This window comes from Parabacteroides sp. HGS0025 (assembly GCF_000969845.1).
GTDB lineage: Bacteria > Bacteroidota > Bacteroidia > Bacteroidales > Tannerellaceae > Parabacteroides > Parabacteroides gordonii.
This window is the reverse complement of sequence record NZ_KQ033903.1, coordinates 1,453,739-1,467,233: the sequence shown is the minus strand read 5'-3', so window position 1 is coordinate 1,467,233 and position 13,495 is coordinate 1,453,739. Positions and strand designations below refer to the sequence as shown.

The window sequence follows — 13,495 nt, the reverse complement described above, 5'->3', positions numbered from 1 at the left end:
CTTGCCAGATCTTACAACTTATGTATCACCTTCATCAACTGTTCACCCAGGCCGATCGTGTATCCCTGGGATACGAATACGACGCGGTTGAAGGTATCGGCGATGATGAAGATCGGCAGCTGGCTTGCATTCTGCAGCTTCATGGCCGATGCGATCTCCTTCTGGATATGGTTGTCTGCATCGATACCGTAAGTGATGGTGCCGGGCAGTTCGCCGAACTCTTTCGGATCGAAGCTGTTGTAACCCTTTTCATCCGGGAAAAGAAGCACCATGCTGCGTCCCCATGCTTCGAGGTCTTTCTTCACGGCGGCGATGTCGCGCATAGCGTGGTTGGTCGGTTCCTGACGGGCACCGAGGATAGCCACTACGAAGTAACCACGGCCGGTTGTTGCCAGTACGCTGGTTTCTTCGCCGTTATCGGCACGTTTGAACTTATTCTCGGAGTTGAAGTTACCGATCACCTGCACTTCTTCGAGGTTCTCACGCATCTCCAGTTTGATATTGGTTGTCTTATCCGGCTCTATGTTGAAGAACGATACTTCGGCCAGTACGCTGCCGTTTGCCATACGGGTTCCGGTCACCATCATATAGTTACCTTCGTCGATAGCCTGCGGTTTCTTCAACAAGCTGCTCCAGGTGGTACCTACACCCATATCGGTACTTGCACTGCGGAAGTTCAGCGTCTGCAACTTAGCATCCGGAAGGATCTTGGCGATCGTGAAATGGCTGTAATATTTCGGATCCTGCAATGCCTTGATCGGAGCGTAAGTAGCTGTAACCTTACCTTGCTTGGCTGTAGTCTGAACGGCTGCTTCGAAGTCTACATCCATCCACCGGCCGTCTTTCATAAACTGCACCTTGCGGGCTACCGGCTCGATACGGGCAGGGATACCCAGGCTACGTGCCACAGCGATAAAGAAGATGTCGCGTGATCCGGTATCAGCCACACGCGATTTGAATACGCCCATCGGCATAACAGGGATACGCTGCGAGTTGAGTTCGTTCTTGATCGTGATATTCTTCTTCACCCAGTCAACCAGTGCCATCGGATCTGCCTGAGCCTGTTTGGCCAGTTCGGGATCTATGTTGGCAATGAAATAGCTACGGTAAGGAGACAGGAATTCGTTGGCTACACGCGGGTTCAGGATATATCTGTTGAACTGATCCGAGTTAACCACTTCCGTATTGTTCAGATGGTCGGCCAGTACAGAAGCAGGTGTATCGCGAAGATCTTTCGCAGAGATTACATCCAGCAAAGCCATTGCTACCGGACGTTTGTCGGACGGAGTTTCGCGCAGGAACTTCTCGATCTCCATCCAGTTGCCACGGCTGCCGATCAGGAAGTCGGACGTTTTCAACGGGTCGATACCCAGCTCTTTTGCCAGGGCTTCCGCTTTCTCTTCGGTATAGAAGGTAGCTACGTATTTATTACGGATAGCGTCTTCTTCCAACAGGCGTTTCGCATTGGTTTCCTTCTGTTCGGGAGTTACTTCAGCAGGGATGGAACCGTCTACCGGCGGGATAACATCCAGAGCGACTGCTTCGATGGCGTCACCCGGCTTCTTATCCAACTTGATCGTTACATCGCCTTTACCGAAAGATACTTTGTCGAAACCGAACTTGCCGTCTTTGGTAGCCCAGACGAACATATCGCCTTTACCGGCTGTCAGGAAGGTCTTTCCTTCGGCATCGGTCTTCTTATTGGCTACGGTATAGAACTCGGCATAGTTGTATATCTTGAATTCAACGCTGGCATCGGGAACGGGCTTGCCGTCGGCATCCACTACGGTTACGATGGCTTTGCCTGTCGGTGCGTAGTTGTCGATCACATTAATCTCGGTGTAACCGTCTGTTTCGAGCATGACTTCTTCGGGGCCGTTGTATTTGCCGAATACCTTGGTGTGCATCAGCATGCCACGGTAAGCAGGGCCGTTAAACCATCCCAGGTTCAGGATCGGTTCCGGTTCGCAAGCGCCCAGGAACATCCATTTCCCATTGACCCAGGCTTCCACCCAAGCATGGTTGTCGTCGGTGTGTGCCCAGCGCGGGGTATATACCTGGCGGGCGGGGATACCTACCGAGCGGAGTGCGGCCACCGTAAAGGTAGACTCTTCACCGCAACGTCCGTAAGCTGTCTTTACAGAGGCCAGCGGCGAGCTGGTACGGGCATCGGAAGGGGTATAGATTACTTTCTCATGACACCAGTGGTTTACTTCCAGCACGGCATCGTACAAGGACAGGCCTTTTACACGGTCTTTCAGTTCGTCGAAGAAGACCATACGGCTTTCGTCCAGGTTCTCGTTGTTCACGCGGATCGGCAGGACGAAGTGACGGAAGATGTCTTCAGGGATACTGTCGCCCCAGGGCATTTCCTGTTTCGCCTTGAAAGAACTGCGGATGTTATCCAGATAGAGTTTCCCGTCATAATCGGTAATGTCGCCGATCGGCATGTAGGCGTAAAGGAAGGTCAATGCCTCTTTCTCCTGCGGCGTCATTTCCTGATTGAAAACTGCGAACAGATCTCCGTCAGGCAGGGCAACCTGTTTGGCCTGGAAATCTTTCTCTACTTCCGCTCTGAATGCATTGTCAGAGATGAAGTGTTGCTGCTTGCTGCATGCTGCACATAAAAGAAGGGTGCACAGCAATGTGAATAGATGTTTTTTGTTCATAGAGTGATTATGTATGTGTGCCAAAAGTAGTGAATAAAACGATAAGATACAAGTCTATACGAAAGGAAGAGGATGTTTTTACGGAATATATCCACACCCTCTTCCTTAATTATGTAATTACTGTTCAAACGTTTCCCGGCAAGACTTATTTCTTATCCCACCACAGGCGGCCGAACTCGTCGGTAATCAAACCGAATTCAGGATCTTTAGCCATTGTTTCGATTCTTTCAACCAGGTTGTCATGGTTAGGACTCCCCACAGCCGGGTATGAGAAGCGCGTTCTACGCGGTACATCCTGCTGGATACCGCCGATGAAAACCGGGTCGAAAGTAATAACGGTAGACTGCTGGTTGGGATATCCTGTACGGCGCCACATAGCCCATGTCTCATTGTTGTTCTTGAAGTGTTCGACGAATGACTGGCAATAGATCTGTTCCTTTGCGATGGAAGGATTCCACTTGATGCCGTCCTGAGCCATAAAGGCTTCCAGTTCTGCATCGGTTACCGCTTCGTAGTCATTGATCTTGCAATAGTCACCGATCTTGCTCCATTGCGTGATGGAAGCACGTACGCCTTCTTCATACCATTCCTGTGCCGTCTTGGAGCTGTTCACACCATCCAGTACGAACTCGGATGCCATGAAGCAGAAGTCGGCATAAGTAAGGATCGGAAACCACGAGCCACCGCTACCGTTATCCTGCATACCTTTCCAAAGGCGGGTCTGAGGTTTGTTGGCCGCACGCATATCCGTACCGTCCGATTTCAAAGAGCGGGCCAGGTAACGTTTGTCGGTTGACTTGAAATCGTTGCTGACCGTACCCCCTTCCCAACGGGTGAAATCTTCCGGGATATATTTATCCGGGTCTGTCTGTTCCGCATTATATTTAGCTACATTTTCCGGAGTCAGGTTGTTGATCTGGAAGAACAAGCGTTTTCTGGGGTCGTTATATTTCTTCAGATAAGTCATGAACGGGGCAGAAGCGCGATCCATGTCGATTACCGAATGCCAGTCGCCACCGCTGGTGAACAACTTATCGAAATACATGATGAAGCTATCGTCGATACTTGCCGGGATATCAGCTGAAGCCAATACCTCTTTGACTATGGCTTTCGCTTCTTCCGGATTCCGTTTATATATACGAAGAGCGATACGCATACGGACTGCATTGGCCGTCTTTACCCATTTCTCCATTTCGCCATCAAAGCAAACATCGTAGCCTTGCAGAGAGATCTGGTCACCGCCCAGGTTCGCTTTGATGGTAGCAGCAGCTTCTTTCAGCTCCTTATTCCATACATCGAAAAGCTCTTCCTGTGTCTGGAAATGCGGTTCGATCAGGTCTTCATGTCCTGAACGCATTCCCCATCCTTCGGAATAAACCAGTGATCCGTGCATATCGGTCGTAGCGATGCCTTTTGTGATCAGGATAATACGGCCTACTTCGATCAAGTCCTGATATCTAGCCGCTTCCTCAGCCGGCAATTGCGAAACAAGATATTCGATATGCTTGGTATAGGAACCTACATCATTATATTCGGTATATAACGTCTCGCCGATACGGGAGTTGAAGAATGTAAAGTTAGTCGTACCGTATCCCCAGATACCTGTACAATATTGCATCCATCTCAGTTTGCAGGCATACGAGTCGTCCCACATAGACTGGTAGGTATTATATTTAGACTCCGCCTGGTAAAGCATTGTTACCGGGTCTACCTCCAATACGGTACCGGTATCGGTATTGATTTTTACGAAATCATTGTTGCAGGAACAAAGCGATCCTAAAAAAACCGGAAGGGCATAGGCCCATATTTTTAATTTATTCATGATTTTCTTCGTTTAAATAAGGCATTAGAAAGATACGTTGATGCTGAAACCATAGTTACGGGTCAGGGCAGAACCACCGGCTTCGTAGTATTCTGAAGTGTAGTTACTTCTCAGACCTTCCGGGTTGATGTTATCCGGCAGGCTGTTATACAGGAAGCCGACGTTACGGCAAACAAGACCTACGTTTACGTTCTGCACGTATAACTTGCTGATCCATTTTGACGGTAATGAATAACGCAGCGACAGCTCACGCAAAGCGATCCAGGAACATTTCTGGATACCTGTCTCACGGATACCCGATCCCCAGTCGGCCAGGTTAGCATAATATTTGTAGGCCGACAGCGGCTTAACCAACCCCTTTTCGTAGGCTTCCTGATAGCTCATACCGGAAACATCCGTACCGTTGATGTTGATTCCTTCGGCAAACACTCCTTCCGGGATCATACCGTCGTTGATTACACGTCCGTCGTCGAGTGTACGGGGCAATCCGCCGTATTCTTCCGTACGACCGAACAGAGAGGATTTCAGAATACCGTTAGACATACCATAGTTGTAGGAACCGGAGAAGATATCACCACCGAAGCGGGCATCCAGCACCACGTTGAAAGAAAGGTTCTTCCAAGTCAGGGAAGAGCTTAAACCACCCAGCAACTTAGGCTGGATACTACCGATCTTTTCGCTGGTACCCGAGCGGCGCCATGAACCGTCCTGGTTCAGGATCTTTTCACCTGCCTCATTGCGTGTATAAGCATAGCTGGTGTAGATATCGCCATAAGCACCACCTACCGTAGCCCATGCTTCCGTATCACCGCCACCGCCTTTCAGCTTGTAGCGTTCAACGCCCGGAGCCAGTTCGATGATTTTGTTGCTGTTGTGTGTCAGGTTAAGAGACAGATCCCATAACCAGTCTTTTGTCTCGATAGGAGTGGCATTGATCAACAGTTCCACACCGGAGTTCTGAATATTACCGGCATTGATCCAGCGGGCGGTTACCCCTGTTTCTTTAGGCATACTGAGTGCCAGGATCTGGTTCTTTGTATTCGTCTTATAATAAGCAAGGTCAAAGCCCAAGCGGTTATTAAAGAACTTGGCTTCCAGACCGAACTCGAGAGCATACTGCTTTTCAGGTTTCAACGCATTATTCCGCAGATACTCGGAGTCGTATTTGTAGTAAGGATAATCCTTGCTGTCGAACGGGTTTACATACGTATTGTCGAATGTATAATAACCGGTAGCTGTAGTCAGATAAGGATCGCAGTCGTTACCTACCACGGCATAAGAACCTCTGATCTTTGCGAATGACAGGAAGTCGGGCAGCAGGTCGCGGAACGTTTCCGTCATGATCCATGAAGCACTGACGGAAGGATAGAAATAAGAGGTCGTACCTGTTCCATCAGCATAGATCAAAGCAGACGACCAGTCGTTACGGCCGGTGATATCCAGGAAGATCTGGCTCTTATAGTCCATATTGGCAAATGCATAGACCGAGTTGATACGTTTGCGCTTTGTCTTATAACGTACTTCTGTCGTAGCCGGAGCCACCGAGTTAGTCATATCATACTGTCCGGGAATACGCAGACCGTTTGTAGACTTTGTATTGTGGTAGCCTGAACGGGTATCCCATTGCTCGGCAGCCACCGATCCGCTGATATTGAAATCCTCGAAACTATGACGGGCACTCAACATACCGGTCACCTTATACTGATCTTTGCGGTCGTCGTTAATCTCATATTTCGAGCCGTCGTAATTGCTCTGGCCCGTTGCAAAGACCTTTGCTTCGTATGTCTTGAATATCTTGTAGATATCCCCTTTCACCTTCAATGTCAACCAATCCAGGATCTTCACATCCAGGCCGAGGTTGGCACGGAAGTTATCTTCCACCTGTGAATAACGGTTCTCCAGATAGTCGAACAAAGTTTTAGAGTAGCCAAACGGATCTTCCCCGTTGTAACCGTCGCCTTTAGCACTCTTGTAATGATTCAGCCAGTATTTCACGTCATATTCACGCGGAGCATTGAACATAAAGTCGTACACCGGTGATTTATCTCCACCCTGGTAAGTCGGGTTGGTTGCTTTGGAGCGGATATAGGCAAATCCTCCTTCTGCTTTCAGGAATTTGCTCAGGTCGCGGGAAGCGTTCAAGCTAAAGCTATTTCTCGAGAAGTCGTTGTTGAATGTTACACCATTTGATTTAAGGTTGGAGTAAGAGAAACGGAAAGCTCCTTTTTCATCACCACCCGATACAGCGACGTTGGTATTCATATAACGTCCTGTCTGGTACATGTCTTTAATGTTGTTCTTGGAAGCCTGGAAGATTCCTTCATAATTATCCACGTAATAGGGCTGGCCATCAAAACGCGGACCGAAGTTACGGCCGGTCGAGATATGACGGTTGTCGCTTCCGTCCGAATTCAGGCTCCATACCGGCTGCGTACCCATACCGAATTCGTTCTGAACGTCCGGAGTGGCATACACCACATCCCAGGTTTCAGAGTGCGACAGGCTGACACCTATACCTGATCCTTTTTTACCTTTCTTGGTTGTGATCAGAACCACACCGTTAGCGGCACGCGAACCGTACAAGGCGGTTGCAGCGGCACCTTTCAGGACAGACATCGACTCGAAGTCGTCGGCATTCAGGTTCTTCAGGTCGTTACCGAAGTCTTGTGTCTGGCTGTTCACCTTATCCGGATCCATTACTTCGTTGTCGATGATAACGCCGTCGACCACAAAGATCGGCTGGTTGTTACCGCCCAAAGAAGAGTTACCACGGATCAGGATACGTTGAGAAGATTGCGGCCCGGAGTTACCCATATTGATCTGTACACCGGCCACTTTACCCTGTATACCATTGATCGGGTTCACCACGTTCACCTTGGCGATTTCATCCCCTTTGATCTCTGTCATTGCATAACCAAGCGCCTTCTTTTCGCGGCTCATACCTAAAGCGGTTACAACGACTTCGTCCAGAAGCTCCGAGTCTTCTTTCATTTCAAGATTGATCACGGTCTGTCCCTTTACCTGTATAGTTTGGGATTGATACCCCATAAAAGAGAAGACCAATTCGGCATTTGCCGGTACATCGATAGAGTAATTTCCATCCACATCAGAAATCGTACCGGTGGTAGTACCTTTCACGGCAATATTAACACCCGGCAACCCGAAACCGGTTGCATCGATAATCTGACCGGTAACCTTAATAGTCTGCTGTTGGGTTACTGCCATTTCCGTGCCGGCCTTGGCGAATACCGTCTGCGGAAATGCTAATCCTGCCGTCAAAGCCAAACATAAGCATAAGGATGATGCTTTTAATGGCCAGCCATTAAAAGCAGAGTTATAACTCTGCTTTTAATGGCTGGCCATTAAAAGCAGAGTTATAACTCTGCTTTTTTGAACAAAACATTTGTTGGTTCATAATTTGAAGTTTGTAATAGTAATAGTAGTGTGTTTAATACTAGTGCGAAATCAACATCAAGTCACTTTGTTTTTCCATATTTGAATTTACTTTTTCCTTATTTGGAATAACTTATCTCTCCCACACCAAATATATATCTGTAGATGTATTATTAATATCTATTTTTGTTAATATTGGTTATCGATGTTTTACAACATTGCTTCATTTCCTTACACCATGACAGCCAGACCAAGGGTAATCAATCGTAAAACCAGTATTTTAGCAACATATTGCCATTCTTGTTTTTTATTTTAACGTTAGCAATTATTTTTATTTATCATGCACGTTATTTGGTATAAGTTTGCGAACTTTGTATCATATTATACATCACAGAGTAAAACCGTTTCCGCTTATGTTCCACGACTTAGAGATTCTACATAATGCGGAAGGAATCTTGTTGATTGCTTCCGTCATTCTTTTTTTCAGTATTTTCGCCGGTAAGGCAGGTTATCGTTTCGGACTCCCCGCGTTGTTGCTTTTCCTGGGAGTCGGTATGTTATTTGGTAGCGACGGACTGGGTATTCAGTTCAGTAATCCGAACGCCGCACAGTTCATCGGTATGCTGGCGTTGAGTATTATTCTGTTTTCGGGCGGTATGGATACGAAGATATCCGAGGTTAAGCCGATTGCGTCGCAAGGGGTTATCCTGGCAACGGTCGGGGTGCTGGCCACTACGTTTATCACGGGTGGCTTCATTTATTATATCTCCAAACTGGTTACGGGCTACGAAACCCTCACCTTTCCCGAATCGCTGTTGATGGCGGCTGTTATGTCGTCTACCGATTCTGCGTCTGTCTTTTCCATCCTCCGTAGTAAAGGGGTATACCTGAAGCAACGGCTGCGTCCCACGCTGGAGTTGGAAAGTGGTAGTAACGACCCGATGGCCTACATGCTTACCTTGCTGCTGATCGCTTATATACAGACGGCAGGGATGAACCTGGCTGATGCTGCCTTATCGCTGGTTATCCAGTTGTCGGTGGGTGCTATTGCCGGTTTCCTGTTAGGAAAGATAGCTGTTTTTATCATCAACAAGATAGATATCGACAACGAATCGTTGTATCCAATCCTGCTGTTGGCTACTGCATTCTTTACTTTTGCCGCCACTACGCTATGTAAAGGAAACGGCTACCTGGCCGTATATATAGCCGGCTTGGTGGTAGGAAATGCCAAGATTGTACATAAAAAGAGTATCGGTACGTTCTTCGACGGTTTTGCCTGGTTATGGCAGATCGTGATGTTCCTTACGCTCGGATTGCTTGTCAACCCGCACGAACTGCTGCCGGTAGCCCCCATCGGGTTAACGATCGGTATCTTCATGATTATCTTCGCCCGTCCGATCAGCGTGTTCCTTTGCCTGATTCCTTATAAAAACTTCTCCTTTAAAGGGAAGTTGTATATATCGTGGGTAGGTTTGCGCGGCGCCGTACCGATCATTTTCGCCACTTATCCGATGATTGCGGGAATTGAACATGCCGGACTGATATTCAATGTAGTATTCTTTATCACCATCCTTTCGTTGCTGATACAAGGCACCACCGTAACACAGGCTGCCAAATGGCTGGATATGATCGACGAACCGGAACGAAAAGATGTATTCGGCATCGAACTTCCGGAAGGTATCAAGAGTGCGATGAGTGAAATAGATATTACCCCGGAAGTGCTTACGCATGGTAACAAACTGATGGAACTCACCCTGCCCGACCATACGCTGGCGGTTATGGTGATGCGCGACGGACGTTATTTCATCCCTAAAGGCAATACGGTCCTTATGGAAAACGATAAGTTACTGATGATTTCTGATAATGACGAAGCGTTACTCCAGGCTTATGAGGCACTGGGGATCACGGATTATACGCTGACAAAGAATTAAAAAATACACCAACCAATCAGGAGGTTGTAGCAAAAGTCCGTATGTCATTTACAGGCTTTTACTACAACCTTTCGATATTATGAACCGGAACTCAATAATTCATTTATCAGGTTGCTTATTTCTTTTCCGGTATTCTCCGAATTATAGCCTCTTACTATCTTTCTAATTATCCGGTTTTCATCCAGTATGAAAAAAGCAGGCGCAGCCAGACCGACCTGATAATTATCCACTATCTCATCATTCCCTGATAAAAACGTATAACCGATAGCATGCCTGTTTGCATAATTTTGGAGTGAGCGCGTCTTACTGTTCCAAGTCTCTATTCCTACAACTGTTAAATCGTCTGCACTATACTTATTTTTCAATTCATTCAAGAAAGGGATAGAAGCCATGCAAGGGCCACAACCTATTCCGGTAAACTCGATCAGGATAACTTTGCTTTTCAAATCAGAAAGCGAGACCATCTGCTCTTTGATGTCCATCAACGTCCAATCCGGAGCCTTTTTCCCGGTAAGGTCAGGTTGCGGCTTGGTATCATATTTTTTGCCATACTCTCTCACTTCATAATCTTTCGGGATATAATCGGATGCTTTGATCTCTGTTGCTTCCAGCTTGTTAAGTTGTGCATCAAAACATGTATTTGCCGATATATTATGTGACATCTCTCTCCTGATCTTATAAGGTAAATCATTCAATTTACCAATCCACATCTCATAAATAGAAGTAGGATCACCCATATCAAACGGAGGCTTAGGGATATGATGACCTGCCCCAAAAAACTCAACTTGTTCATCCTCATTAATCACCAATCTGAAAAAATAATCAGCGCCGCAGTCTTTCACATCTACGGAAATGCTATCATCAGTAGTTAGTGCGTACTTAATAATATTTTTGGCATAATTAAAAAAAGGACTTCCTAAAGGTCTGAAAGGCAACTTTCGAAAAGTAAAATCATTGACTACCACCCCGTGTTTATCATGCCAGTATGAAATATGCACATGGCCATCGTAACAACTGGTCAACTCCTTTTTGTCATCGGTATAATTCACCCAACTGGCTCCTATCGTAGAATCTGCGGGATTATCGTATTCTTCCACGAAAGTAAAACCTGAAATATTGGTTGTCGTATCTCCCGGTTCCCAACTTTCGGTAAGCGAACGATACGTCGCTGTTTTTATATTCTCAAGATTACTCAACACCTTTCTTAAATAATCATTGTTGTTCTCCTGACCATCCATTGTCATCACCGACGACAAAAAGAAGGCAATAAGTAATAGTCCTGTTCTCATGGCATGTTATTTTAGATATCATTTGATACATTACGACACAATCGCAAATATACGAAATATTCGTATAGCTATATAAAACAATTGATTAATTTATATTAAACAAGGACTATTACGTAGTTATCTATAGCAAAAAGGCCTGTAACCAATAACACGGCTACAGACCTTTTCTATAATTAACAGGCTGAATGCTAGCGGACTTCAATAGAAGTATCAGCCTTTATATCATGGGCAGAAGTAGCCAAGTGCAACAGGAAAGTGCCCGGCTCTACTACAAACTGTTTCTGTGCTTCACTGTAAAATGCCAGAGAACTTACCGGAATATCAATCTCGACCTGCTTGCTTTCACCGGCTTTCAGGAATACCTTTTTAAAGCCTTTCAATTCTTTTACCGGACGCATAACGGAACATTCCGGATCGCTTACATAAAGCTGGGCAACCTCTGCCCCATCTCTTTTCCCGGTATTAATCAGTGTGAAAGTTGCTTTGACCGTTTCATCCGGTCCGTAGCTTTTCTTATCGGTAGATAAACCGGCAAAAGAAAAGTCCGTATAAGACAATCCATATCCGAAGGGATAAACTACCGGTAACTGTTTCGTGTCATACCAACGATAACCAACCAGGATATCTTCCTCATATTTTACTTTCAGGTCTCTTCCCGGGAAATTACCCAAAGCGACATCGGGTGACTGCTCCAATGTAACAGGTGTCGTAAACGGCATTTTGCCACTGGGATTTACCTTTCCGGTGATAGCATCTACCAAAGCGTTACCGCCTTCCATACCGTTATACCACGCCCACAAAATCGAAGGCGCACAAATATCCAATGCCGCCATATTGACCGGCGAGCCGGCAACAATCACCACAATCGTTCTGGGATTGGCTTTCACGACCTCCTGAATCAGCTGGACCTGCCCGTAAGGGAGTTCCATATATTGGCGGTCGGACGATTCCGTATCGTAGTCATGATTCAAACCACCTACAACGATAGCAACATCACTATTGCGGGCAGTCTCCACCGCTTCTTTCAACAATCCTTCATTCAGCTGGTTGCCATCGGTAAAACTCCCGGCGTTTTGTCCGTTATTGCTTCCCTCGATAAAGGTGGAAAGTTTCTCATATCCTTGTGCGTAGTTGACCTTTACACGGTCGCCTAACTTTGTGCGGATTGCTTCCAGCGGAGTTATTTCATATAAAGCCTTAATCTCCGAACTCAAACCGCCGTTCGAATGTTTACGGGTGGCGTTATCACCGATTACGGCAATGCTTTTAACCGAAGAGACGTCCAGCGGTAACAAATCTTCCTTGTTCTTTAACAATACAATGGCTTCGGCAGCAGCCTGATAAGCGGCTTGCTGGTGTTCCGGCGTATTGATGGAACCCTGGTTAAAACGTTTCTTCGGGTCCAGAACCTTTGTCTTGATCATTACACGAAGTACATTTCCGACCTTTTCATCTACCAGGCTTTCGGGTATCTCCCCCTTTTTAACCGCTTCGATCAAAGGATTGGCAAAATACCAGTCATCGTAGTTTTCGATATTGGTACCCATTTCCAGGTCGAGACCGGCAATTGCTGATTTGACCGTACTATGCGCAGCGCCCCAGTCGGTAACATAAACGCCTTTAAATCCCCATTCGTCACGGAGGATGTCACGCGCCAGGTATTTGTTTTCAGCACACCAATCACCCAGATACTTATTATAGGCAGCCATCACAGTCAGAGCACCACCTTCCTGTACAGCCGCTTTGAAGGCCGGCAAATAGATTTCACGAAGGGCACGCTCGCTACATTCCACCTCAACGGTCGTCCGGTTCGTTTCCTGGTTATTCAGGGCAAAATGTTTCACGCTGCAAGCGACATCACGGCTCTGCAATCCTTGAATATACTGAACGGCCAGAACTGAGTTCAGATAAGGATCTTCACTCATATATTCGAAGTTACGTCCGCACAACGGGCTACGGATGATATTTACACCGGGGCCGAGCAAGACGTCTTTCTTACGCCAACGGGCTTCTTCCCCCAACACTTCTCCCCGGTAATAGGCCAGTTCCGGATTCCAGGCGGCTGCAAAGGCAGTACCGGTCGGGAAATAGGTGGACGAGTCGGTCGTCCAGTTGGCATAACCCCAGTCGTGCCGGTTGATTTCCGCGCGTACCCCGTGTGGGCCGTCACTCAGGCTCCATTCGGTAATACCCAGGCGTTTAATCTCCGAGACGTAGAATTTGGAGTTCCCGTGTAACAAACTAATTTTTTCTTCCAATGTCATCTTACGGACCAGCTTCTCAATCCGTTTCTCGATCTGCTGATCGTCTTTATCTGAGGGCTGTGCACCCGATACCGCAGCGGTCATACAAAAGGAAAGCACAGCCATAGTTATCAATTTCTTCATGTTT

Annotated in this window: 6 protein-coding genes; 1 reads left to right on the top strand and 5 read right to left on the bottom strand. The window is 46.8% G+C overall.

From position 1 onward, the window contains the following. Positions 1-11: 11 nt before the first annotated feature. From HMPREF1212_RS22420 to HMPREF1212_RS22410, 3 genes are all read right to left on the bottom strand, one after another. Entirely contained in the window at positions 12-2,669 is a 2,658-nt protein-coding gene (locus tag HMPREF1212_RS22420; protein ID WP_046151153.1) for a transglutaminase-like domain-containing protein, read from the bottom strand. Between the two features lie 145 nt (positions 2,670-2,814). Then, positions 2,815-4,491, bottom strand: coding sequence for a SusD/RagB family nutrient-binding outer membrane lipoprotein (locus tag HMPREF1212_RS22415; RefSeq protein WP_046151152.1), 1,677 nt, complete (start codon positions 4,489-4,491; stop codon positions 2,815-2,817). 24 nt (positions 4,492-4,515) lie between these two features. Then, the gene (locus HMPREF1212_RS22410) at positions 4,516-7,770 is read right to left on the bottom strand and encodes a SusC/RagA family TonB-linked outer membrane protein (RefSeq protein WP_232430183.1); all 3,255 of its coding nucleotides are present in this window, start codon (positions 7,768-7,770) and stop codon (positions 4,516-4,518) included. Between the two features lie 527 nt (positions 7,771-8,297). On the opposite strand from HMPREF1212_RS22410, the gene HMPREF1212_RS22405 reads away from it, so the two are divergent. Then, a complete protein-coding gene (locus HMPREF1212_RS22405) occupies positions 8,298-9,815 on the top strand; it encodes a potassium/proton antiporter (RefSeq protein ID WP_046151150.1) in 1,518 nt (505 codons plus the stop codon). A gap of 77 nt (positions 9,816-9,892) precedes the next feature. Here HMPREF1212_RS22405 and HMPREF1212_RS22400 read toward each other — a convergent pair whose 3' ends face one another. After that, entirely contained in the window at positions 9,893-11,104 is a 1,212-nt protein-coding gene (locus tag HMPREF1212_RS22400; RefSeq protein ID WP_046151149.1) for a peroxiredoxin family protein, read from the bottom strand. A 188-nt stretch (positions 11,105-11,292) separates the two neighbouring features. Further along, positions 11,293-13,491, bottom strand: coding sequence for a glycoside hydrolase family 3 C-terminal domain-containing protein (locus HMPREF1212_RS22395; RefSeq protein WP_046151311.1), 2,199 nt, complete (start codon positions 13,489-13,491; stop codon positions 11,293-11,295). Positions 13,492-13,495: the final 4 nt, after the last annotated feature.